Origin of the sequence: Pediococcus ethanolidurans (assembly GCF_001437405.1) — a bacterium.
Taxonomy (GTDB): Bacteria; Bacillota; Bacilli; order Lactobacillales; family Lactobacillaceae; genus Pediococcus; species Pediococcus ethanolidurans.
Window position 1 is genome coordinate 1 of record NZ_JQBY01000011.1, and the last position, 22,740, is coordinate 22,740.

The window sequence follows — 22,740 nt, forward strand, 5'->3', positions numbered from 1 at the left end:
AGGTTGTAGGTTCGACTCCTACTGGGTGCATTTTCGGGAAATAGCTCAGCTTGGTAGAGCACCTGGTTTGGGACCAGGGGGTCGCAGGTTCGAATCCTGTTTTCCCGATTAAATGTTTTTTTATGCATTTAAGTCAATTTAGATCGCGGTGTAGCTCAGCTGGCTAGAGCGTCCGGTTCATACCCGGGAGGTCGAGGGTTCGATCCCCCCCGCCGCGATAGGTTTTAATATACGAACTTGGACCTTTAGCTCAGTTGGTTAGAGCAGACGGCTCATAACCGTTCGGTCGTAGGTTCGAGTCCTACAAGGTCCATCTAATGTGTTTTAAAGATATATTAGTGGACAATGAAAACCGTATATTGTAATGGAGGATTACCCAAGTCTGGCTGAAGGGAACGGTCTTGAAAACCGTCAGGTGGGTCAAACCACGCGAGAGTTCGAATCTCTCATCCTCCTTTTTGATTATCGCGGGATGGAGCAGTCTGGTAGCTCGTCGGGCTCATAACCCGAAGGTCGCAGGTTCAAACCCTGCTCCCGCAATTATGGTTCCATGGTCTAGTTGGTTTAGGACGCCTGCCTGTCACGCAGGAGATCACGAGTTCGAGTCTCGTTGGAACCGTTAATGGCTCGGTAGCTCAGTTGGTAGAGCAACGGATTGAAGCTCCGTGTGTCGGCGGTTCGATTCCGTCCCGCGCCATCTCTAATATAGTTCTGCGGGTGTAGTTTAGTGGTAAAATCACAGCCTTCCAAGCTGTTGTCGCGAGTCCGATTCTCGTCACCCGCTTTTTTATATGATGGGCCTATAGCTCAGCTGGTTTAGAGCGCACGCCTGATAAGCGTGAGGTCGATGGTTCAAGTCCATTTAGGCCCATTGGAGAAGTACTCAAGTGGCTGAAGAGGTGCCCCTGCTAAGGGTATAGGTCGCGTAAGCGGCGCGAGGGTTCAAATCCCTCCTTCTCCGTTGTTTTATGACCCGTTGGTCAAGTGGTTTAAGACACTGCCCTTTCACGGCAGTAACATGGGTTCGAATCCCGTACGGGTCATTTTCATTTATATATTATCGCGGGATGGAGCAGTCTGGTAGCTCGTCGGGCTCATAACCCGAAGGTCGCAGGTTCAAACCCTGCTCCCGCAATTATGGTTCCATGGTCTAGTTGGTTTAGGACGCCTGCCTGTCACGCAGGAGATCACGAGTTCGAGTCTCGTTGGAACCGTCACGCAAAGTGATCGTTCTTAACTGTTAAATTTACGCTGATATGAGAAATCATATCGGTTTTTTTGTTTACAAAAAAATTCTGTTACTGGATTATCATATTGGTAATCTATCAACAGAAAAAAAGTATAGAGCCAAACATTATAGAGAGAATACCATTGAAAATCTAAAGTTTAAAACTACAAGAACACATCTCGTTGCCTGATATAAAAACAATCAGGGTAACAAAATTAGATTAAACTGCCGTTTTCCAGCAAATTTGAACTGGAACGTAAAGGTTGAAAGTATCACAATCACTTCAATAACTGCTGTTAAATGACTTAGACTTCAAAAAATAGTTTAACTGCCGTTCTGCGGCTCGCATGATCTGGAACGGGGTGCGAGTTCCGGATCAGCGGATGATATTGAGAGAGTCTGAATTATTTAATTAAATCTTATGAAGAAATTAAAAAATAGAAAGAAAAAAACTCACTATCGATGATAAAAAACCGTTAGTGAGCTATGGATTACAGAAAGAATAGTAGGTTAAAAACTAAATTTAAAAAAACGTTGATAATGAGCTGAAGTTTTCGTTGTTTTAAAAATTGTTGCAAAATTGCAGAAATAATAATGAGTGCCATTGAAGCCAATCCAAATGTGGTGAAATGGGTCATTAATAAAAGAAGGATGCACAGCACGCCTAAAACCAAGCGAATAATTATACTATAGTTAGAATCCTTAATAAATTGCGGCAGGAAGAAAAAAGCAAAACTTAAAGTTGGAATACTTAAAATTGATAGAAAATTCGTAGATAAAAAGCCACACTGTATATAAAACAAAATTTCTGGCAAGATAAATGCCGAACTGACCGTAAATAAAATTAACCCTGCCCAGTTAGTTTTGAAAGAGAGAAAAAACGTTACTAGCGTAAGTAAACTCAAAAAAAGTAATAGGCTAATTGTTGGTGAAATGCTTGAAAAGGCTAAGGCTGCAATTAAAACGGCAATTCCGGACATGCCTAAAAAAATTGGAGCGGATATTTTATTTGTAAAACGATCAAAGATAAGAAAGTTGAACATAAAAACAAACAGTACAATTAAAACTTGATTGCTAACGGTATGCTGTATATTTGTATTGAGCTGGTGACTATAAAGAGTCGGTACAAACCAGGTTATGAATGTTTGAACTGCCGTAAGAATCAATGGAAACAATGTTTGTTTATTTACATTAGTTAAACGTATATTTTGCATTGTTAGTTCTCCTATGTGAAATACTTCAATCGTAAACAAAGTTTTGTTAAACGTCAACTAAAATCCGACTTTTAAAGGATTTTCATTTGTGATAAAATTGTTAAGATGGCTTTCAAATTTTTCGTGATCAAGAATATTGTCAGAATGATTACAGTCTAATAATAAAGCGATCATGGAAAGTTTGAGAGTTATAAAGCACGGGTTATAACAATCGAACAAACGTAATTTTGTTCCCGAAAGGATTTGCTTTTATAGCAAAGATGCCTTGTAACCGTTATTAATAAGGGGGAAATTTTCACATGCAAGAAAGACATTTATTTACTTCTGAATCAGTTTCAGAAGGGCATCCAGATAAAATTGCGGATCAAATTAGTGATGCAATTTTAGACGCGATGTTAGCACAAGATCCACAGGCCCGCGTTGCCTGCGAAACTACCGTTACAACTGGTTTAGTAGTTGTTGTGGGTGAGATTAGTACGACAGCTTACGTTGATATTCAAAAAACTGTTCGTCAAACTATCAAAGATATTGGCTATAAAGATGGTGAATATGGTTTTGATGGTGATAATTGTGCCGTTATGGTTGCAATTGATGAACAGTCACCAGATATTGCCCAAGGTGTCGATGATTCTTTGGAAAATCGTGAAGGCGATGAAGATCCATTAGACAAGATTGGTGCTGGAGATCAGGGCCTTATGTTTGGTTTTGCGATCGATGAAACACCTGAACTAATGCCATTACCAATTATGTTAAGTCATCACTTGATGCAAAAAACAGCCTCAGTTCGCAAATCTGGCGAGCTACAGTATTTACGACCTGATGCAAAGGCTGAAGTTACCGTTGAATATGATGATAACGAAAAACCAGTTCGTGTTGATACCGTTGTTCTAAGTACACAACATGATCCTAATGTGTTGTTGGAGACAATTCGAAAAGATGTTGTTGAGCATATTATTAAACCTGTGATTCCGGCGAACCTACTTGATGATAAAACTAAATATTTTATTAATCCAACGGGTCGTTTTGTCATCGGTGGTCCACAAGGTGACGCCGGATTAACGGGACGAAAGATTATTGTAGATACTTATGGTGGTTTTGCACGGCATGGTGGTGGTGCCTTCTCTGGAAAAGACGCTACCAAGGTTGATCGTTCTGCTAGTTATGCAGCTCGTTACATTGCCAAGAATATCGTGGCTGCAGGTTTTGCTCATAAAGTTGAAGTTCAATTAGCTTATGCGATTGGCGTTGCTCAACCGGTTTCAGTTTCAGTTGATACGTTTGGGACAGGAAGTGTTTCTGAGGAAAAACTTGCTGCTGCTATTCGAAAGGTGTTTGACCTTCGACCGGCTGGAATCATTAAAATGTTAGATTTACAACGACCAATTTATAAGAAAACAGCCGCTTACGGACACTTTGGCCGTACGGATATTGATTTACCATGGGAACACACTGATAAAGTTGATGAATTAAAAGCATTATTGAAGTAATGATGATGAATAAAATCTCTTCTGCAAATTAAGTGGAAGAGATTTTTTAGATGGAGAGTGGATAATGACAGCGAAAAAAACAAACGTTACGTTGGTCACAATTGCTATTTTTGTAGCAACATTTTTAACGGCCGTAGAGGGAACCATTGTCTCGACTGCAATGCCAACAATAGTTGGTGATCTTCATGGCGTTAATTTAATGAACTGGATAGTTTCAATTTATTTATTAACAAATGCGGTTGCCACACCAATTTACGGAAAGTTGGCAGATCTTTTTGGACGCAAGCGAATATTTATCATTGGTATTCTTATTTTTATTATTGGTTCAACTTTAAGTGGAACCGCCAATTCAATGCCAACACTGATTGGCTGGCGAGCGTTACAAGGGGTTGGCGCAGGGTGTATTATGCCAGTTGCTAACACCATTATTGCTGATATTTATCCATTTGAAAAACGTGCACGTGTCATGGGATTAAATGGCGCAGCATGGGGGATTGCAGCTATTGTGGCACCATTATTAGGTGGTTTTATTGTTGATCAATTAACATGGCACTGGGTATTTTTTATTAATATTCCGATTGGCTTGATAACTGTAGCCATGATTGCGCTATATCTTCATGAAGATGCACGAACAATTTCAGCTAAAATTGATTATTTAGGGACACTTTGGCTGACAATTGCGTTGCTTAGCTTAATGTACGGGTTCCAAGTACTTGGTGAAACTAACTTTACATGGGAAACGGTTGAAACTTGTTTTGCAGTAACTGTTATTGCTATTTTTCTATTTATTAAACGAGAACAAAAAGCAGATGATCCAATTATTTCGTTAAAATTATTTAAGAATCGCACGTTTATCACTCAAAATGTGGCTACCATGTTAGTATCAGGCTTTTTAATCGGTTTTGAAGTTTATATTCCAACTTGGACACAAGGGTTACTGGGATTACCAGCTTCGTTAGCCGGTTTTGCAGTAACACCAAGTTCAGTAATGTGGATTTTCGGTTCATTCTTAGCAGGTAAATTCATTCTCAAACTTACCCCTAAACAGACTTTGATGATTAGTTTGGCTTTATTACTGATTGGTAGTTCTTGGTTGGCGTTGTTACCACAGACTACGCCGTTTTGGCTGTTCTTTGTGATTTCCACTGTGTTAGGTGTTGGATTCGGAATTACCATTACTTCAACAACAGTTACGTCACAACGATTGGTTGAAGCTAAAGATATGGGGGTTGCCACTTCCTTTAATACCCTTGCACGAACACTGGGACAGACTATAATGATGTCTATTTTTGGTATTATCATGAATGGCACAATGAACAGTGGTATTGCGCAACATAATAATTTGAATTTAGGGATGATGAACAAGTTAATTAATCCACAAACAGCCTCATCATTACCAGCAAAACTATTACCAACGTTAAGAACTATTTTGTATCAAGCACTGCATAATATTTATTTAGCCGGAGTTTGTTTGATTATTTTGGCCATTGTGATTAATGCAGTGGATCATCGAAAAAAGCAAACTATCTAAAAACTGCCCTCTGAACACTTAAACGGTGTTTAGAAGGCAATTTTTTAACGTTTTTGAATGGCAAATAAAATTGGTGGATCATTTTGCTGATTAATAAATTGATAGTTTAAAACTTGAAACTGTTTTTGCGGTATTTGATGTAAAAAGGTTTGTAATTCTCTTAGTTCGTCCTTGCCACCCGGATGACCATAGTAACTCACTAAAATTACTAATCCGCCTCGTTGCAGGATTTGCAGACATTGTTTGATTGCAGAGATGGTAGTTTTGGCATGGGTAATAATAGATTTATCACTCCCGGGCAAGTAACCAAGATTAAAGATAGCAGCCGAAATTTGTGTATTTTCAGGGAGATGTTTTAATAAATGTTCATGGCCATCGTGAATGAGGCTAGTTTGCAAACTTAAACCAGTTAAAACAAGTTGGGTTTTGGTAGCTGCTAAACCGGCAGCTTGCACGTCAAATCCGTAGACACGCCCATTTTTACCTACGGCGCTTGCCAAATAAATAGTGTCGTTTCCGTTACCAACTGTTGCGTCAACCACAGTGTCTCCCGGTTGAACCACCTGGTCAAGTAAAGTATGACTATAACGTAATGCAGATTCTAAATTCATTTATTTTCGTCCTCCGTTTTGATTGGTAAAATTAAATAATTCGTTATTAAGACAATCGTTATGCCAAATAGATAACCGCCCAATACGTCACTAGGGTAATGCACATTTAAATAGATTCTTGATAAACCGATTAATAAAATCATGATAATGGCCAAAAGATCAATTAAAATGCGCTGCCATTTGTGCCTGACTAAATTTGACGTAATGATCATCAAAACACTTAACAGGATAATTGAACTCGTTGAATGACCGCTTGGAAAACTATAACCACCAATTGAAATTAATTTATGTAATGGTCTAGGTCTTTGAATAAGTAGCTTAATGGCTGAATTTCCTAAAGTTCCAAGTAAAATACTGAGAGCAGCAAAGCTTAAAAGTCGATAATATTTGCTGTAAACTAACCAGCCAACCAAAATAAGCGTGAAGCCAATATTAGGAAGGGGATTACCAAGGGTCGTTATAAACACGAAAAAGTGTGTTTTGCTTGCGGTTCGGTTACTTTGAACAAGTTCGGCAATTATGTGATCAAACGTGTGAATTAAGTTAGCGTTGGTTACAACTAAAATTAAGATCATAATGAAAAAAATACCAGTAAGTAAACTTAGATCTAACCATTTTCGATGTTGTTTGCTAGTTTGCATGAATGACTCCTTTGTCGTTTCGTAATGCGCTTCTAGTATATCAGATTTTTAAAAGGTTTCTTGCATTTTTAGAGTTAATTTGATAGGATTAGTCCATTAATAATTGTTGAAAAGAAGTAGTAAGTGTAGAACCTTTTTCAGAAACTATACGGATAATGTGAGTATAGATTGGAATTATACCGAACTCATCTTTTGATATTTACTGGTGAAATTAGTAGCTTGTAACGTGAATTCGCGTTAAGAATTGAAGTGTTCGACTGAGTAATTCAATCGTAAATATAGGTGGTACCGCGGAAAATTCGTCCTATAAGATATTTTTTGATATCTTATAGGCTTTTTTTATATAGAAAGGGTGTAGATAAATTGGCATATAATCACGAAATAATTGAACGTAAGTGGCAACATTACTGGCGTGAAAATAAAACATTTAAAACAAATTCGGCTTCAGAGAAACCTAAGTACTATGTTTTAGATATGTTCCCTTATCCGTCTGGACAAGGATTACATGTTGGCCATCCAGAAGGCTATACGGCTACAGATATTATGGCTCGTTTTAAACGCATGCAAGGATTCAAAGTTTTGCATCCAATGGGTTGGGATGCCTTTGGATTACCAGCAGAACAGTATGCCCTAAAAACTGGTCATAATCCTCGTGAGTTTACGGCGCAAAATATTAAAAACTTTAAGCGTCAAATTCGTTCGTTAGGTTTTTCATATGATTGGGATCGTGAAATCAATACAACTGATCCAAATTATTATAAATGGACGCAATGGATTTTTGAACAAATGTACAAAAAAGGTTTAGCTTATGAGAAGGAAACCCTTGTTAACTGGGCTCCTGACATGATGGGTGGAACCGTGGTTGCTAACGAAGAAGTTGTGAATGGTAAGACTGAGCGCGGCGGTTACCCAGTTTATCGAGTCCCAATGAAGCAATGGATGTTGAAAATTACTGCCTATGCAGATCGTTTATTGGATGATTTGGATTTGATTGATTGGCCTGAAAGCATTAAAGAGATGCAACGTAACTGGATTGGTCGCTCAACCGGTGCCAGCATCAATTTTAAAGTGGATGGAACAGACGAACAAATTGAGGTGTACACAACACGGCCTGACACGTTGTTTGGCGCAAGCTATATGGTTATTGCACCAGAACATAAGTTAGTTAAGAAGATCACCACAGCGGCTCAAAAGGACGCTGTAGAGGCCTATGAAAAGAAGATCGAAACTAAATCTGATTTGGAGCGAACGGATTTAAATAAAGATAAAACTGGTGTATTTACCGGTGCTTACGGAATTAATCCTGTAAACGGTGAAAAATTGCCAATCTGGATTGCTGACTATGTGCTTGCTTCTTACGGAACTGGTGCAATCATGGCGGTACCAGCGCATGATCAACGTGATTGGGACTTTGCTAAGAAATTTGATCTACCTATTAAACCAGTTATTGAAGGTGGTAACGTTGAAGATGCTGCCTATACTGAAGATGGTGTCCACATTAATTCCGAATTCCTAAATGGCATGGATAAACCAACAGCCATCGATAAAATGTTAACGTGGCTTGAAGATAAGAAAGTTGGCAAGAAAAAGGTTAATTACCGGTTGCGTGACTGGATTTTCTCACGTCAACGTTACTGGGGTGAACCAATTCCTGTTATTCATTGGGAAGATGGGGAAACAACCTTAGTTCCGGAAAACGAATTACCTTTAAAATTACCAGCTGCCAAAGATTTGCAAACTTCTGGTACCCGTGAAAGTCCATTAGCTAATTTAAAAGATTGGGTTAACGTTGTTGACGAAAACGGTCGTAAGGGCCGTCGAGAAACGAACACCATGCCACAATGGGCTGGTAGTTCGTGGTACTATTTACGTTATATTGATCCTCACAATTCAAAACAAATTGCCGATCAGGATCTTTTAAAAGAGTGGTTACCAGTTGATCTTTATATTGGTGGTGCCGAGCATGCGGTCTTGCATTTATTGTATGCACGTTTCTGGCACAAGGTTTTGTATGATTTAGGTGTGGTACCAACTAAAGAGCCATTCCAGAAGTTAGTTAATCAAGGGATGATTTTAGGCGATAACCATGAAAAAATGTCCAAATCTAAAGGCAACGTCATTAATCCTGATGATATTGTGGATCAATATGGTGCCGATACTTTACGTTTATACGAAATGTTTATGGGTCCCCTTACGGAATCAGTCGCATGGAGCGAAGATGGCATTCACGGGAGTGAGAAATGGATTGAACGAGTTTGGCGTCTATTGATTGATGAAAACAACCATCTGCGTGATCGGGTAACCACTATTAATGATGGTAAACTTGATAAAGTTTATAACCAGACAGTTAAGAAGGTTACTGAAGATTTCGAGCAATTACATTTTAATACTGCTATTTCACAAATGATGGTTTTTGTTAATGAAAGTTATAAAGCTGAGGCATTACCATTAGAATATATGGAAGGCTTTGTTAAAATGTTATCACCAGTTGTTCCTCATGTCGCCGAAGAATTATGGCAGCTATTGGGACATCACGAAACCATTACGTACGCGGAGTGGCCAAAGTTTGATGCCGGCAAATTGGAAGAGGCCACCGTTCAAATCGTATTGCAGGTGAATGGAAAAGTTCGCTCACATTTGAAGGTAGCTAAGGATACAAACAAGGCTGATCTTGAAAAATTAGCCTTAGCCGATGAAACCATGAAAGAGTGGTTGGATGGTAAAACTGTTCGAAAAGTGATTGCTATTCCTAATAAAATTGTGAATGTGGTTGCTAACTAAATCAAAGTATTTTAAAAGTGATTAGTTGAAGTACTTGCACTAGGCCCTGTCAAGTTGACAGTTGAAATAATATAAATTTTTGGTTTTTACCTAAATGGCTTCATTCCAGTATTCATCTGGAGTGAGGCCATTTCTTTGTGCCGAACGATTTTGATGGTTAAAATATTTAATTCCATCTTCAACGAGTTTCACCAGCTCTTTATACGTCTTGGCCATTGGATGACGATCCATCCAGCGAAGCTTAAACTCATTCCACCAACGTTCCATTGGAGCGTTGTCATATGGTGTGTCTGGCCGAGACATGCTTCGTTCTACTTCAAATTGGTTCAAAAAATTGTTAAACGCTCCTGATGTATAAGCTGACCCACGATCTGTATGAATGCGTGGATGAACGTTACCGGCGGCTACGAACGCCCGCTGAAAGACTTGTATTTCAGCTGAGCTAGTCTCGGTATCGCTGAGATTGTACGACAGTAATCGACGCCCATAGAGATCTAATACGCCGCTTAAACGTACTTTATATTCACCATTCACGCCATACGAAAGCTCTGTCGAGTCAGACAACCAAACCTCGTTTGGTGCACTAACTTCAAAATCCTGGTTCAGTAAATTGTCTTGAATATATTGCTCGTTTTGTTTGATACGATTGTGTTTTTTCTTTCGAATTTGACAATGAATACCAAGTTCTCGCATGACCCGCCGCACCATCTTAAAGGTCACTAAAAAGTCAATTTCTTCGTCTTGCTGTAGATTAGTCAGAAGATTTCCAGCACCAATACCCTGATGATGAAAATTAAACCAATATTTGGTACGTTCTTTGAGTTTCTTATCGTGGCCTTCCCAAATTGTTTCTTCACGGTTGAGCCCCTTATAATAGGCCTGGCGGCTTACACCAATAACTCTTAAAAGTACCGATAACGAGCCCCGATCCTCTTGACTGACATCCTTAATTGCTTGATAGGCCAGTCGATGTTGTTTTTTCACCCCTTGTGCTGAAGTTCCTGCAATTTTTTTGCGAATTTCTCTATAATTTCTTTCTCTTTGAGCTGGACCTTAAGCTGGCGAATTTCAAGTTTTAACTGTTCATTTTCCGTTAGTTCATCTCGTTGCTTTCGATGTCCACGATTATCCATTAAAGCTGGATAACCGTTGGACTCAGCTTTGCGTACCCACAATCTAGCTTGCTGATAAGATACTTGAAAATGTTCTGCAGCTTCAGAATAGCTGTGTTTGTCCTTAGTAACATACTCTACAACTTCAATCCGTTCTTCAAAGGTAGTCTTACGGCTCATAGTAGGGACCTGCTTTCTAGACGGTGACACCGTCACAGTTTTATCCCTATTATACCTAGAAATCCAGTTACGTAGTTGTGTATGTGAATGTAAACCAAATTTAATTGTTAGTTCTTCAAGAGTTCCTTCTCCAGCCAAGTACGCCAGAACGGCTGTTAGTTTAAGTTCTTTAGAGTAATGATTATTTTGGCGTGCTTCTTCAAGCCCTTCGATACCATCACGCTCATACCGAGTCTGCCAACGCTTCAACGACTTTGCGCCAATGTTAAATGTTTTCGCAAATGCTGCATAAGATGTATTGGCTTGCTTGAACTCTTCTAGAATTGCTAGTTTTTCCAATGCTGTATATTTAGATCTGGGCATAATAAAAATCCCTCCATGATTATCAGATGATTTATATTATTTCATCTGACAACCACAAAGGGATTATCGCAACTGACTAATTGCTTTTTTGTTATAATTTTAAAAAGTGAAAATTAGATTTATTGAATAATTTGTAATCCTTTATATTTTCTTATGAATTGAATTTTAATTTGAATTGCCTCGTAGTCATGATAAAATGGTTAAGATTGAGTATTCGAAAGTAGGGCGATAAATTATGGCTGAGACGCCTCAAAACAAAACACAGGAAAATGAAGCGGGTTTTCAACCGCTGAGACAAATAAATAAAGAATCTACTTCAAAAGATAAAATGATCGAGGGCTCGGCCTGGATGACGGCGGGGAGTATTTTTTCTCGCTTATTAGGAGCCGTTTATATTATTCCTTGGGTAATTTGGTTTGGCAGCATGAGTGATGAGGCCAATGCTTTATTTGCAAAAGGTTATAACATATACAGCTTCTTCTTAATTGCGGCGATTGCCGGGATACCTTCAGCCATCGCCAAACAAGTAGCCCATTACAATACGATTAATGAGTTTGCGGTGGGACAACGACTGTTTAAACGTGGATTACTGCTATCAGGTGCTACTGGAATTATTTGTGCACTAATTTTATACTTTGGTGCACCAGCACTTTCTAACAATGATGCCAATGTGATTCCAATATTACATTCGTTGGCCTGGGCGGTGCTAATTATTCCAACCATGAGTTTAACGCGAGGCTTTTTCCAGGGTTATCAAGAAATGGCACCCTCGGCAATTTCTCAATTTGTTGAGCAGTTAGCACGTGTGGCGTACATGTTGATTACTGCGTTTTTAATCATGCAGGTTCATCATGGTAGTTGGGTTAGTGCCGTTTCACAATCGACCTTTGCAGCTTTTATTGGCGCCATCGGTGGTATGCTGGTGCTTGTGTGGTATTACTTTCGGCATCGAGCACGATTGCGAGAACTGGCCGAAAATAGTAAGCAAGAACTGGCTATTCCCACAAAACAGCTTTATAAGGAAATTATTGCTCAGGCAACGCCGTTTATTATTATCGGTTCTGCCATTACCATCTTTCAATTGATTGATCAGTACACATTTTTCAATATTATGCAGAGTGCATTTAATTATTCAAACAGTGTTGTGAATACTCTTTATGCGGATTTTGCATTTAACTCCAATAAACTAATTATGATTGTCGTTTCGTTAGGTTCAGCAATGGCAATTACAGCGGTGCCAATGCTTTCGGAGGCCAAAACACGAGGGGATAAACGCGAAATTAACAATCAAGTTACCGATGCATTGTTACTATTTTCGTTTTTCATGATTCCTTCAGCATTGGGCATGGCAGCCATTGCCCAGCCACTTAACACACTGTTTTATCATTATGATGTTGTGGGGACATTGGTTTTACAAGTGTCATCGTATGTTTCTGTGATACTTGGACTTTTTACGGTTATTTCGGCAATTATGCAGGGAATTTCTGAAAACGTTCGGGCAGTTGGTTATTTTGCCATTGGCGTGGTAGTGAAATTAGCTTTGCAATACCCACTTGTGGCTTATTTAGGGGTAATGGGACCCTTAGTTTCAACAGGAATTGGTTTTGGTGTGGTGAGTTGGCTAATTTTACGACATTTAAATCGTGAGTATGGGATTAGTTTTCAACGGATCAGCAAACCATTTGCTGGCATTCTTATTTTTAGTCTTTTAACGTTTATTGTGGCGTTTGCGACGGTTCATTTAAGTTATTTAGTATTGAATCCTAATAGTAAGTTCATGTCAGTATTCGTTTCTGTGGGTGCAGCTTGTTTAGGCGGATTCATGTATCTATATGCCACATTAAGAACTCGACTTGCAGATATGATGTTAGGAAGCCGTGTAGAACGCATTCGACGAATTTTACGAATTCATTAAGGAGTAATTATGCGAATTGATAAATTTTTGCATCAGATGAATATTGGCACACGCAGTCAAATTACCCAACTGATTAAAAAGGGAGCTGTCACTTTGAACGCGCGTCAAGTAGTTTCTGGTAAAACGCAATTGAAACCAGGGCAAGATTTGGTGAAATTGGGTGAACGCGAAATACAGTATCAAGTTCATTATTATTACTTACTCAATAAACCCTTAGGCGTTATTTCAGCCTCTACGGATAAACATCAAAAAACGGTGATGGACTTATTTAATAAATCGGATTATCGCCCAGATCTTTTTCCGGTTGGTCGGCTTGATAAGGATACGGAAGGGCTGCTTTTGATTACCAATGATGGTGATTTAGCACATAAACTCCTATCGCCAGCGCATCATATCAAAAAAACGTACGAGGCAACTGTAACTGGTAAATTAGATGAGCAAGTTATTCAAAAGTTTACTGATGGGATTACGTTAAAAGACGGCACAGAGCTTTATCCGGCCAAGCTTGAAATCTTGAATTATAACAAGCTTGAAAACACGACGCGTGTGCACGTTCAAATACAAGAAGGTAAATATCACCAGGTACGGCGTATGTTTGGTGCAGTAGGGCAAAAAGTGGTTCGTTTGCAACGCATTAAAATGGGAACTTTGGCAATTGATGTAGGTTTATTACCCGGAAATTATCGGGAATTAAGCCAAAAAGAAGTGGATGAATTACTGGAGCTAACTAAATAAAATCTGAAATATATGGACAATGAAAGTGGGAAATAAGGTATTTAGATTTCAAACGAAACCAATCGAAGAAATCTACCTTGTTTCCTACTTTTTAGATAACAAGTCCACAAATAAAAAAATTGAGAATTGGGAAGCTGTCTTCCTCATTCTCAATTTTTGTTTATTCAATTGCAAGCGATACTTTAATTATTTACGCGCAAACTGAGACATTGCTTGTGGAATTTGATTAATTATTTGATGAGGTAGGACAACATATTGCGATTCAGCCAAGTTGTCAGCAATAAAACTATGCAAATACGTTGCACTAATAACAGCAGCCTCTTGATCAGAAAATTGCGCGACAAACGCACCAATCATACCAGCAAGTGTGTCTCCCATCCCACCAGTAGCCATTGCGGGGCCACCCAGTTGTAATTGATAAACAGATTGATCGGTATAGATTTCAGTGTGATGCTTTTTTAAAACAACGGTGGCGTGCAATTTATGCTGAGTCAGTTTATTTTTATTTTCTGTTTGGTCAGAAATTGGGATAGTCGATAGTCTTTGCCATTCCATTTGATGTGGTGTGAAAATAATTTTAGCATCTGGTAATTTCAAATTATGGGTAGCAACAAGATCAATGGCAGAGCCGTCAATTATTAAATGTTGTGAAGTCTGAATAGTTTGAAAAACGGTATGTAATATTTTTAAGGCTACTGAATCTTCTCCTAGACCAGGGCCGACCACAACTGTGTTTACATTTTTGATCATTTTTATTAATGCTTTATTTTCTTGAAAGTCAATCACCATCGTTTCAGGAAGCCGAGCATGAAGGCTGGCAAAATTAGTTGGATGAGTAGCGGTAGTGACTAAACCGCATCCTGAATAAACGGCCGCACTGCTAGTTAAAATGATGGCACCACCATACTGTGCATTGCCGCCAATTACCAATAATTTTCCAAACGACCCTTTGTGAGTTTCCACAGCTCTTTTTTTTATGGTTGCTGCAACCATGGCTTGCGTAATTACTTTCATAAGGTTAATCCTCCATGTGATTAGTATAACGAAATTTTTTGAATATTTAAATCAGAAGGTCCTTTTACTATTAGAATTCATAAGCTTTTGCTACAATAAAACTAGATAAACCAGAAAGCGAGATGAGTACCATGGAAAGTCAACAATATCAAAACATTTTAGTCGGAATTGATGGTTCTGAAACGTCAATGCATGCCTTGGATAAGGCAATCGATGCAGCAATCAGAAATAAGGCAAAGTTGTATATCGCTCAAATTTTAAAACCACAGCTATCAACGGTTGGAAGAGCTTCTATTGGATTTGGCGTTGTGGAAACAGATATAGATGATGAAAGTCGTTTAAAAGAACAAAAAGTACTTTTAGATGACGTGGTAGCTCAGGCAAAAGATAAAGGCGTACAAGACGTAACCAGCATTGTTAAAATTGGTAGTCCACGCGAAGAATTAGCCAGAAATATTCAGCAAACCGAAAAAATCGATTTGATTTATATTGGTGCAACTGGTGCAAACCGAGTGGCACAGATGTTTTTAGGATCGAATACCACTTATATTTTAGAGCATTCTTTAGCAGATGTAATGGTAGTTAGATAAATAATGCAATGAAGAAAACTAGTTTATGATGGCGGAATGGTTGTTTAAAATAGGCAAATAACTATTTCGCCATTAGTTTTTTTAAAATAAAAGATTATGGCATTAACTAGTTTAAAAATAATTATGGAGAGGAGAGACTAGGGGAAAGGGTCCTTAGTAATCTAACCTATGAAAATATTAATTGTTCTTGAAAATGTTGTCATGGATGGTGTTAAACGTGCTGCTACTGTGATGGGCAATGCATTAACCGAACATGCTGATGTGACGTATTATTCATTGAAAGATGTGACACCATACTATGAATTACAGGCAAAATTAGTTGTGGCCAAACGTCCTGCTCCAGGACATGTATTGAATTATTTTGGCGAAAAACCTTATGAAAAATACAGTGAACAAATTGAGGATTTGTGTGATTTCATTCAGAATGGAAACTTTCAAAGTGTCGTTTTGGCTGCTGGTTTAACAACCAGTTTTGCGCCACTGATAAAAAAGCGGGTTCCCAATCTTCAAATAATTGTTTGGATGCACAATAATTACAAAACGTACATGACACAGTATTATCAACGGATGCGTGAAGAATTTGTTAGTGGTTTGAAGATAGCAGACACGGTTGTTGTTTTAACAAACTCAGATCTAAATAATTATCGTCAATTTAATGCCAACACGGTCAAAATATATAATCCGTTAACCTTATTGCCAGAAAAACAATCTGATTTAAAATCTCATCTAATTGCGTTTACGGCGCGAATAGCGATTCCACACAAGGGAATCGACTTATTACTGGAAGCTGCACAGTTTTTACCAACTGATTGGAAAATTGCCATTGCAGGACAAGGTGTACCTGAACAAATGACGTTGTTTCGCCAGTTAATTGAAAAGTTTGATGTTGCGGATAAGATTATCTATCGAGGTGCGCTGAAAGATAGTGCTTTACAAGCTCATTACGAAACGGCTTCGATTTTCGTTTCCACTTCACGCTGGGAGGGGATGCCTCTTGTAATTGGGGAAGCGATGGCCTTTGGGTTACCCATTGTGGCAATGGAAAATACGGGTTCAGCAGAATTCTTAGGACATAATCAGTACGGTTTGCTAACCAAAGCACAAGACGTGCCAGATTTTGTGAGAGGACTTAATAAGCTTATGGTAAGTGAACCTTTGCGACATGCTTATGCGCAAAAATCATTGGAACGGATTCAATCTTTTAAAATTGAAACAGTCATACAACAATGGTTAGCAGTTTTGACGCAAAGCGATTCGAATTCAGCTGCTACCAAATAAAAGAATTACTAAATATTAAAAATAACATTGAAAACGACTTCAATTTTCGATATGGTAGGGTTAGTAAATAAGAAAGTCGATGATCAAAAGTGTATAAATTAATCGTTAGTGATTTAGATGAAACCTTACTTGGTGGCGATGGAAAAATTTCCCAAGAGAATATTGAAGCTATTAAGGCCGCCTCAAAAAAGGGAGTCAAGTTTGTCCCTAATACTGGTCGCGGCTTTGCATCGGTACAAGTTCTATTACAAAAATTAGGCTTATATCAAGAACCTAATGAATTTGTCATTTCATATAATGGAGGAGCCATTATTGAAAACAAAAACAATAAAGTGCTCCAAACTAATGAAATGACTTTTGAAGAAGCAAAGGGGGTATTTGATATTACATCGAAGTACCCCCATAATGATACGCACGTATATACTTTAAATAAGCTGTATATCTACAATCCTCGTGAGGAAGATTTGGCGTATTTAAAACCTCGTCATGTTGAATACCAGATTATGGAAAATAATGATTTTTCAATCTTCAAAAATGATAAAATCATGAAAGTTATTACGATGAATCCTGATCAAAAAAAGTTAGAGCCGGTTCATGATGAAGTGATGCATGCTTTTGATAACCAGTTAAATGCCAGCTATTCTTCCGGAATGTACGCCGAATTTAATCATTTGGGCACTGATAAAGGTACCGCCACTTTGGAACTGGCAGCGTCTTTAGGCATTAAGAAAGATGAAGTTTTAGCTCTAGGAGATAATAGTAATGATTTACCAATGTTACGTAAAGTGGGGATGCCAGTGGTTGTAGCCAACGGTACCGAGGAAGCAAAGAGCTTAGCCAAATATGTGACCAAAAATAATTATTTAACTGGTGTGGCTGAAGCAATTGACAAGTTTGTACTTTAATTTAAATTGATGGAGGAACAAAATGTTAAAGGCTACATTAGTGGGCGTTCCTGGTTTGATTGCAGTAGCGCTTGTGTTAATTACGTTATTTACACAATTACCATTTTGGCTCATCATTGTCCTTTGGATTGTTGGCTTTTTAGTTGCCATGATTACAGTTACCGTCGTTGAGCTTAAAATTAAATTACTTGCCATGCAGCGGCAAGAAGAGGCCCAGGCAAAGAAAGATAAATCTGAGAAGTAAAGAGGGATCGCTATGTTTATGTCTACGGAAGAGATCAATGTGGGTCACACAATTGTGGGAATTGTTTCAGCAACAAGTCGGATTATGCTGGCAGCTGACGAAATTGATCAATATCAAATGTTTGATCAGCTTATTGAAGAAACCAAAAAGAAATTAACAAAAAGAGCTGAACTCAAAGATGGTGATGGTTTAATTGGCGTTCATTTTAATACAGAGGTTGCCAATGTAGGTGTTGCACCTAAGTTTCTAATTGTAGTTGGATATGGAACTGTGGTTAAATTGGACAAATAAAAAAAACGGAAATGCTTCAAATTATCCGCATTTCTGTTTTTTATTTTTAGTGCCCCAGGCAGGATTCGAACCTGTACATGGTTGCCCATACAGCGACCTGAACGCTGCGCGTCTGCCAGTTCCGCCACTGGGGCTAAACAACAGTAATTATTTTACACTATATTCTTAAAAATTAAAAGACTAAGCCAAGCTTTGAAGTTTTAAAAATAAAAAATGTTACACGTTGTTAAAATAAAATTGACTTGAAATATGGTATGCTAGTTCATGCCTATTTTTTATGCTTAATGGCTGAAATTAGAAAATGAAAGTTTGAAAGTACTAAATTACACTTAATCGACTGACACGAAACCTTTAGTAAACAAAAAGTAATTTCAAAATAACACATGATTATTGGAATAAGCAATCTGTTGAAATTCAAGAAAAATATCAAATTAAATTACTTTCAGCTGAAAAAGCAAAAAAATATTGTTTTTGGTTGTCAGTTGATGCCGTTGGTTTTTTGTGTTTTGCAGTAGAGCTTTTTATATTAATTTAATTTAACCAAATTGGTTATTTGTATCAAAATTAATTTGTTTAAATTGCATAATAACGGGATTGAAAATTTTAAGAGAAGTACTGCATAAATTTAATTAAAACGCAAGATGTTGTATGCTAAAAATATATGCTATACTAAATCTTGATTAAAGATAAAGAGGGGCCTTGTATGGTGATAATTACAGCAGGAATGATTGGTGTTGGGAAAACGACGTTAACTGGCAAGATTGCAAGTCATTATGGTTCAAAAGCTTTTTACGAACCAGTTGGAGACAATCCGGTTTTACCATTATATTATTCTGATCAAAAGAGTTATGGTTTTTTGCTACAAATTTATTTCTTAAATAAACGTTTTGCGATGATTAAAAAAGCACTTTCTGACGATAATAACGTTTTGGATCGCTCTATTTATGAAGACGCATTATTTACTCGAGAAAATAATAAAGAGGGTAATATTACAGATACTGAATTTGGTGTTTATTTAAACCTTCTTGATAATATGATGAACGAATTAAATGATCTTCCTAAAAAAGCACCTGATTTGATGGTATATGCAGAAACGGATTTTGACACGATTTTATATCGAATTAAAAAACGTGGCCGTGATTATGAACAGTTTGATAATAATCCAGAACTTGAAGATTACTATCTGAAAATGTGGACAGCATATAAAGAGTGGTATCGTGACTATGATGCCAGTCCAAAAATTAAAATTGATTTACAAAAATATGATTTGGAAAATCCAAAGAATGTAGAAATAGTATTGGGACAAATTGATGCTGCCTTGGCAAAAATTCGTCAACCTAAAGATGTTGAAGAAGCAATGTAATTAAATAAAGTAAAGACGCGGAGTAAAGGATAACTACTAAATCCTTTGTTCCGCGTCTTTTGTAATTGATTAAATATTTTTTTGTTGAGCAATTAACTGTTTTAAATCAGCATTATCTCGATGAGCCAATAGTGCCCAAAGAATAGTGACGGTATCTACTACCTCTTGAAAGAGTGCCCCGATTAGAGCAGGAATGATCCCGGTGGCCGCAATTAACATTAGGCCAATACAAATAAAAATTCCTATTAATACGGATTGTTTGGCGATCTTCATTGTGTATTGAGAGATGCTCAAAGCACGAGCGACTCGACCTAGATCATCCTTTAAAATAACAATATCGGCCGATTCGCTTGCAGCAGTTGAGCCGCGAGCGCCCATGGCAATTCCGACATCGGCAACTGTTAGAGAAGGAGCGTCATTAACCCCATCACCAACCATGACAACCGGACGTAGATGATTCTCTTGGTCTTTTAAAACGGCGATTTTGTCTTTGGGTAAACATTCGGAATAAACCTTGGCAATCCCAATTTGATTACCAACCATGTTTGCAGTCGCTTTTTGGTCGCCACTGATCATCAATGTATTTTTAATGCCTAATTCGTTCAATTGCGTAATTGTAATTGAGGCTTCTGGGCGAATTTGATCAGAAAAGGTAATGTAACCTGCAAATTTATCATCTACTGAAATATAGATGGCGGTTTGCTTAGGCGTTTCCAATGTTTCAGTAGTGACAAATTTCTTTCGACCAATTTTAACGTGATGTTGATCAACTTGAGCTGTAATTCCCATCCCAGTCACTTCTTGAATTTCTGAAACTGGTAAAAGAATATTTTTATCAACCGCATTTACAATCGAACGTGCCAAGATATGGCTTGACTGTTGTTCTGCGCTAGCCGCAATTGCTAACAACTGATCAGTTGAGTAGGGAGGAAAACTCTTAATTTGATCAAGAGCCAAAATTCCTTTTGTTAAAGTTCCTGTTTTGTCGAAAGCGATTGTTTTGGCGGTCGCAAATTTTTCAATGGTTGTGCCATTTTTGATAATAATACCATTACGGTTAGCACTACTCATGCCGGAAACAAGCGCAATTGGAGCTGCTAAAATCAAAGGACATGGGGAAGCCACAACCAGAACTTCTGCAAAACGAACTGGATCTTTGGAAATATACCAGGCAATTCCAGCAATTAAATAAGAAATGAGCGTGAATGGAATAGCATAACGATCAGCTAGTCTTACGAAATGAGCTGGTTGAGCTTCAGAAGCTTTAACCAACTTAACGATGGTTTGATATTGACTATCAGCCGCAATTTTTGTAACTTTCATGGTGATTGCACCATCGCCATTTATGGAACCTGACATAAGATCATCGCTGATCGATTTAGTGACTGGATTTGATTCACCTGTTAGTGAGGATTCATCAAAGATTGATGATCCGGATAAGACAATCCCATCAACGGGTACCACTTCACCGGGTTTAACGACCACTTGATCGTTTACTTGAACTGCTTCCACAGATTTAGTGGTTAGGTGTCCATCTGATAAAACATGGGCCTTTTGAGGAGAATTGTCTAGAAGATTCTGTAGTTCTTTGCCAGCTTTATGAGCAGCATAGTCTTCCAAGGAATCACCACCAGTAAGCATGATCAATACCACAATGCTTGCCCAATATTCACCAACTGCCAATGTGGCAACAATGGCGGTAATTGCCAGTAAATCAACTCCATATTTGCCAGATCGCAAAGTTTTGATCATTTCAATTAACATTGTGATTGAAATGAAGATGCCAACCACCGTGATAATAATCTGAGCGGCTAAATGAAGATGAAATGAAAACTCTAGAAAAAGTGCTAAAACACCAAGAAGAACAACTAAGGCGAATTTTGTCGTATGTTTCATACAGTGCAACTTCTTTCTTATTTAGAATGATTCTAAACACATTATAGATGAAGTTGCTGTGAATTACCAGTAAAATGAAAAGCTATTTTGCTTTGCCAAGTTTAAGCGTAAAGATCGGTAAAATAAGGAGCAAGTGCATAATAAACATTCCAAAAAAGGTCCAATTATAGTTAAAAGTGGTGATAAAGTATCCTCCAAATAACGGACCTAGTGCTCTTCCCATTGAACCGGCAAAACTACCTAAAGATTGAATTGTGCCCCGATTTTGATCATCGGCAAAACGATTTAGAATGGCTGGAATAGCAATAAGTGCCAACATTTCGCCAAAAGTTACCAGTGTAATACCTAAAACATAACGCCAGTAACTTCCTGTATTAATAATAGCTAAATAAGAAAATGCAAATGAAAGGAGTCCTAAAACAACTCGCATTTTTTCTGATTTGAAACTGGGTTTAAAGAAACGATTCATAAATGGCTGAACTAAAACAACTTCTATCGTACTGATCGTAAAAAGGAGACTATACTTAGGCACTGAAATATGTTTGGCGATCATTAGAACTGAAACATTACTGTTCCATTGCTCGTAACAAATCCAAATAATAATCATCACAACACAGATTAAAAGGATACTCATAAAAGCATGATTTGATTTCTTTTGCTTATCATTTTTTTTTGCCATGACAGGTTGTTTTTGGAGAGTGTGAAAGGTTAGTTTTATGAGTAAAGTGGTCAGCAGAAATAAAATCGCTGAACTGAAGAACACAACGCGAATACTGATACCGAATAAAATTCCGGACAAAAAAGTGGCCAAGCCCATTCCTAAACTAGCAAACCAATACCCATTATTGAAGATATTTGGATCTTTAACCTGCAAGAAAGCAATATAGCCGTTGATTGAAGAATTTAAGCCACCCAAGAAAAGGCCATATAAAGTTATTAAGACTGGATAAATTGGCCATTGAGGAAAGAACCCCAGTAAAAATAAAGCAATGACAACCCCAGTTCCGTTTAAATACATCAGTGGTTTTTGTTGCCAACTGTCAAAAAGTTTGCCGCCGATTAAATTACCAATCATCATTGCACCAGAAAAACAAAAAAGAACGTAACCAGCAGTTACCAGACTTTTGTTCAACGTACCATGAATGTAAAGCGTGGTAATTGGCATGATAAGACCAATTCCCATATTAACTAACATATTAGTGATTAAAACAGGTTTATTTTGCATGTAAATTAACGCCTTTCTTTTTGGCTCATCGTTTTCTCATTGTTTATTAATCTAACTATTACATATAGACCAGCAATTTTCAATGATTTTCAGAAACTACATTTAAGACAATAGAATTTAGACTTAGTATTAGAAG

19 protein-coding genes, 14 tRNA genes, 1 riboswitch and 1 other annotated feature are annotated in these 22,740 nt (G+C 37.8%); of the genes, 24 read left to right on the top strand and 9 right to left on the bottom strand.

Annotated features, from left to right (window positions below):
- Nucleotides 1–34 precede the first annotated feature (34 nt).
- The 13 genes from IV87_RS05785 to IV87_RS05845 all read left to right on the top strand — a co-directional run bounded on the left by IV87_RS05785 (nucleotide 35) and on the right by IV87_RS05845 (nucleotide 1,214).
- Nucleotides 35–108 (top strand) — tRNA-Pro (locus tag IV87_RS05785).
- A gap of 36 nt (nucleotides 109–144) precedes the next feature.
- A tRNA-Met gene (locus IV87_RS05790) sits at nucleotides 145–218 on the top strand.
- Nucleotides 219–239: 21 nt separating this feature from the next.
- Nucleotides 240–313: transfer RNA gene (locus IV87_RS05795), tRNA-Ile, on the top strand.
- Between the two features lie 53 nt (nucleotides 314–366).
- A tRNA-Ser gene (locus tag IV87_RS05800) sits at nucleotides 367–456 on the top strand.
- Between the two features lie 10 nt (nucleotides 457–466).
- Nucleotides 467–540: transfer RNA gene (locus IV87_RS05805), tRNA-Met, on the top strand.
- A gap of 4 nt (nucleotides 541–544) precedes the next feature.
- A tRNA-Asp gene (locus IV87_RS05810) sits at nucleotides 545–619 on the top strand.
- Between the two features lie 5 nt (nucleotides 620–624).
- A tRNA-Phe gene (locus IV87_RS05815) sits at nucleotides 625–697 on the top strand.
- A 16-nt stretch (nucleotides 698–713) separates the two neighbouring features.
- Nucleotides 714–784 (top strand) — tRNA-Gly (locus tag IV87_RS05820).
- A 12-nt stretch (nucleotides 785–796) separates the two neighbouring features.
- Nucleotides 797–871 (top strand) — tRNA-Ile (locus tag IV87_RS05825).
- 2 nt (nucleotides 872–873) lie between these two features.
- Nucleotides 874–961 (top strand) — tRNA-Ser (locus tag IV87_RS05830).
- A 9-nt stretch (nucleotides 962–970) separates the two neighbouring features.
- A tRNA-Glu gene (locus IV87_RS05835) sits at nucleotides 971–1,043 on the top strand.
- Nucleotides 1,044–1,061: 18 nt separating this feature from the next.
- Nucleotides 1,062–1,135 (top strand) — tRNA-Met (locus IV87_RS05840).
- Nucleotides 1,136–1,139: 4 nt separating this feature from the next.
- A tRNA-Asp gene (locus IV87_RS05845) sits at nucleotides 1,140–1,214 on the top strand.
- 505 nt (nucleotides 1,215–1,719) lie between these two features.
- On the opposite strand, the gene IV87_RS05850 is transcribed toward IV87_RS05845, so the two are convergent.
- Entirely contained in the window at nucleotides 1,720–2,442 is a 723-nt protein-coding gene (locus IV87_RS05850; RefSeq protein WP_057806336.1) for a hypothetical protein, read from the bottom strand.
- Between the two features lie 217 nt (nucleotides 2,443–2,659).
- Nucleotides 2,660–2,744, top strand: a riboswitch (SMK box riboswitch).
- Between IV87_RS05850 and metK the strand changes: the two genes are divergently transcribed.
- Both metK and IV87_RS05860 read left to right on the top strand, forming a co-directional pair.
- Nucleotides 2,742–3,929 carry a methionine adenosyltransferase gene (metK, locus tag IV87_RS05855; protein WP_057806338.1) on the top strand — a complete coding sequence of 396 codons (1,188 nt, stop codon included), beginning with the start codon at nucleotides 2,742–2,744 and terminating at the stop codon, nucleotides 3,927–3,929. It overlaps the preceding riboswitch by 3 nt.
- Before the next feature lie 64 nt (nucleotides 3,930–3,993).
- Nucleotides 3,994–5,460, top strand: a complete 1,467-nt coding sequence (locus IV87_RS05860; protein ID WP_057806340.1) for an MDR family MFS transporter — start codon at nucleotides 3,994–3,996, stop codon at nucleotides 5,458–5,460.
- Between the two features lie 44 nt (nucleotides 5,461–5,504).
- On the opposite strand, the gene mnmM is transcribed toward IV87_RS05860, so the two are convergent.
- Together mnmM and IV87_RS05870 are read right to left on the bottom strand one after the other, a co-directional pair.
- Nucleotides 5,505–6,071 (bottom strand): tRNA 5-(aminomethyl)-2-thiouridylate-methyltransferase MnmM, encoded by a 567-nt coding sequence (gene mnmM / locus IV87_RS05865; RefSeq protein WP_057806342.1) that lies wholly within the window; start codon nucleotides 6,069–6,071, stop codon nucleotides 5,505–5,507.
- Nucleotides 6,068–6,712, bottom strand: coding sequence for a phosphatase PAP2 family protein (locus IV87_RS05870; RefSeq protein WP_057806344.1), 645 nt, complete (start codon nucleotides 6,710–6,712; stop codon nucleotides 6,068–6,070). Before IV87_RS05870 ends, mnmM begins: the two co-directional genes overlap by 4 nt.
- A gap of 97 nt (nucleotides 6,713–6,809) precedes the next feature.
- Nucleotides 6,810–7,022 (top strand) — a binding site (T-box leader).
- Nucleotides 7,023–7,075: 53 nt separating this feature from the next.
- Between IV87_RS05870 and leuS the strand changes: the two genes are divergently transcribed.
- Nucleotides 7,076–9,493 carry a leucine--tRNA ligase gene (gene leuS / locus IV87_RS05875; RefSeq protein WP_057806346.1) on the top strand — a complete coding sequence of 806 codons (2,418 nt, stop codon included), beginning with the start codon at nucleotides 7,076–7,078 and terminating at the stop codon, nucleotides 9,491–9,493.
- A 90-nt stretch (nucleotides 9,494–9,583) separates the two neighbouring features.
- Here the strand turns inward: leuS and IV87_RS05880 are convergent, their stop codons facing one another.
- Together IV87_RS05880 and IV87_RS05885 are read right to left on the bottom strand one after the other, a co-directional pair.
- A complete protein-coding gene (locus IV87_RS05880) occupies nucleotides 9,584–10,477 on the bottom strand; it encodes an IS3 family transposase (RefSeq protein ID WP_057806348.1) in 894 nt (297 codons plus the stop codon).
- Nucleotides 10,474–11,148 carry a helix-turn-helix domain-containing protein gene (locus tag IV87_RS05885; protein ID WP_057782594.1) on the bottom strand — a complete coding sequence of 225 codons (675 nt, stop codon included), beginning with the start codon at nucleotides 11,146–11,148 and terminating at the stop codon, nucleotides 10,474–10,476. Before IV87_RS05885 ends, IV87_RS05880 begins: the two co-directional genes overlap by 4 nt.
- Nucleotides 11,149–11,383: 235 nt before the next feature.
- Between IV87_RS05885 and IV87_RS05890 the strand changes: the two genes are divergently transcribed.
- Nucleotides 11,384–13,063, top strand: a complete 1,680-nt coding sequence (locus tag IV87_RS05890) for a putative polysaccharide biosynthesis protein (protein WP_057806350.1) — start codon at nucleotides 11,384–11,386, stop codon at nucleotides 13,061–13,063.
- A 9-nt stretch (nucleotides 13,064–13,072) separates the two neighbouring features.
- On the top strand, nucleotides 13,073–13,798 hold the full coding sequence (locus tag IV87_RS05895; RefSeq protein WP_057806352.1) for a pseudouridine synthase: 726 nt from the start codon (nucleotides 13,073–13,075) through the stop codon (nucleotides 13,796–13,798).
- A 186-nt stretch (nucleotides 13,799–13,984) separates the two neighbouring features.
- Here IV87_RS05895 and IV87_RS05900 read toward each other — a convergent pair whose 3' ends face one another.
- The gene (locus IV87_RS05900; RefSeq protein ID WP_057806355.1) at nucleotides 13,985–14,812 is read right to left on the bottom strand and encodes an NAD(P)H-hydrate dehydratase; all 828 of its coding nucleotides are present in this window, start codon (nucleotides 14,810–14,812) and stop codon (nucleotides 13,985–13,987) included.
- Between the two features lie 131 nt (nucleotides 14,813–14,943).
- On the opposite strand from IV87_RS05900, the gene IV87_RS05905 reads away from it, so the two are divergent.
- From IV87_RS05905 to IV87_RS05925, 5 genes are all read left to right on the top strand, one after another.
- On the top strand, nucleotides 14,944–15,402 hold the full coding sequence (locus IV87_RS05905; RefSeq protein ID WP_057806357.1) for a universal stress protein: 459 nt from the start codon (nucleotides 14,944–14,946) through the stop codon (nucleotides 15,400–15,402).
- A 168-nt stretch (nucleotides 15,403–15,570) separates the two neighbouring features.
- Nucleotides 15,571–16,680, top strand: coding sequence for a glycosyltransferase (locus IV87_RS05910; protein WP_057806359.1), 1,110 nt, complete (start codon nucleotides 15,571–15,573; stop codon nucleotides 16,678–16,680).
- 89 nt (nucleotides 16,681–16,769) lie between these two features.
- A complete protein-coding gene (locus IV87_RS05915) occupies nucleotides 16,770–17,585 on the top strand; it encodes a Cof-type HAD-IIB family hydrolase (protein ID WP_057806361.1) in 816 nt (271 codons plus the stop codon).
- A gap of 22 nt (nucleotides 17,586–17,607) precedes the next feature.
- Nucleotides 17,608–17,829 carry a hypothetical protein gene (locus tag IV87_RS05920; RefSeq protein WP_057806362.1) on the top strand — a complete coding sequence of 74 codons (222 nt, stop codon included), beginning with the start codon at nucleotides 17,608–17,610 and terminating at the stop codon, nucleotides 17,827–17,829.
- 12 nt (nucleotides 17,830–17,841) lie between these two features.
- The gene (locus IV87_RS05925; protein WP_057806364.1) at nucleotides 17,842–18,120 is read left to right on the top strand and encodes a hypothetical protein; all 279 of its coding nucleotides are present in this window, start codon (nucleotides 17,842–17,844) and stop codon (nucleotides 18,118–18,120) included.
- A gap of 50 nt (nucleotides 18,121–18,170) precedes the next feature.
- Here the strand turns inward: IV87_RS05925 and IV87_RS05930 are convergent.
- Nucleotides 18,171–18,254, bottom strand: a tRNA-Leu gene (locus tag IV87_RS05930).
- A gap of 569 nt (nucleotides 18,255–18,823) precedes the next feature.
- Here IV87_RS05930 and IV87_RS05935 point away from each other — a divergent pair.
- Nucleotides 18,824–19,483, top strand: a complete 660-nt coding sequence (locus tag IV87_RS05935; protein ID WP_057806366.1) for a deoxynucleoside kinase — start codon at nucleotides 18,824–18,826, stop codon at nucleotides 19,481–19,483.
- 69 nt (nucleotides 19,484–19,552) lie between these two features.
- Here the strand turns inward: IV87_RS05935 and IV87_RS05940 are convergent, their stop codons facing one another.
- Nucleotides 19,553–21,379 carry a heavy metal translocating P-type ATPase gene (locus IV87_RS05940; RefSeq protein ID WP_057806367.1) on the bottom strand — a complete coding sequence of 609 codons (1,827 nt, stop codon included), beginning with the start codon at nucleotides 21,377–21,379 and terminating at the stop codon, nucleotides 19,553–19,555.
- A gap of 82 nt (nucleotides 21,380–21,461) precedes the next feature.
- Nucleotides 21,462–22,604, bottom strand: coding sequence for an MFS transporter (locus tag IV87_RS05945; protein WP_057806370.1), 1,143 nt, complete (start codon nucleotides 22,602–22,604; stop codon nucleotides 21,462–21,464).
- Nucleotides 22,605–22,740 lie beyond the last annotated feature (136 nt).

Coding starts and splice junctions, on each gene's coding strand:
- IV87_RS05885 (WP_057782594.1), bottom strand. CDS start 11,148: ATGCCCAGATCTAAATATACAGCATTGGAAAAACTAGCAATTCTAGAA.
- IV87_RS05920 (WP_057806362.1), top strand. CDS start 17,608: ATGTTAAAGGCTACATTAGTGGGCGTTCCTGGTTTGATTGCAGTAGCG.
- IV87_RS05925 (WP_057806364.1), top strand. CDS start 17,842: ATGTTTATGTCTACGGAAGAGATCAATGTGGGTCACACAATTGTGGGA.
- IV87_RS05910 (WP_057806359.1), top strand. CDS start 15,571: ATGAAAATATTAATTGTTCTTGAAAATGTTGTCATGGATGGTGTTAAA.
- metK (WP_057806338.1), top strand. CDS start 2,742: ATGCAAGAAAGACATTTATTTACTTCTGAATCAGTTTCAGAAGGGCAT.
- IV87_RS05890 (WP_057806350.1), top strand. CDS start 11,384: ATGGCTGAGACGCCTCAAAACAAAACACAGGAAAATGAAGCGGGTTTT.
- IV87_RS05940 (WP_057806367.1), bottom strand. CDS start 21,379: ATGAAACATACGACAAAATTCGCCTTAGTTGTTCTTCTTGGTGTTTTA.
- IV87_RS05900 (WP_057806355.1), bottom strand. CDS start 14,812: ATGAAAGTAATTACGCAAGCCATGGTTGCAGCAACCATAAAAAAAAGA.
- IV87_RS05850 (WP_057806336.1), bottom strand. CDS start 2,442: ATGCAAAATATACGTTTAACTAATGTAAATAAACAAACATTGTTTCCA.
- IV87_RS05905 (WP_057806357.1), top strand. CDS start 14,944: ATGGAAAGTCAACAATATCAAAACATTTTAGTCGGAATTGATGGTTCT.
- IV87_RS05945 (WP_057806370.1), bottom strand. CDS start 22,604: ATGCAAAATAAACCTGTTTTAATCACTAATATGTTAGTTAATATGGGA.
- IV87_RS05870 (WP_057806344.1), bottom strand. CDS start 6,712: ATGCAAACTAGCAAACAACATCGAAAATGGTTAGATCTAAGTTTACTT.
- IV87_RS05860 (WP_057806340.1), top strand. CDS start 3,994: ATGACAGCGAAAAAAACAAACGTTACGTTGGTCACAATTGCTATTTTT.
- IV87_RS05895 (WP_057806352.1), top strand. CDS start 13,073: ATGCGAATTGATAAATTTTTGCATCAGATGAATATTGGCACACGCAGT.
- mnmM (WP_057806342.1), bottom strand. CDS start 6,071: ATGAATTTAGAATCTGCATTACGTTATAGTCATACTTTACTTGACCAG.
- IV87_RS05935 (WP_057806366.1), top strand. CDS start 18,824: ATGGTGATAATTACAGCAGGAATGATTGGTGTTGGGAAAACGACGTTA.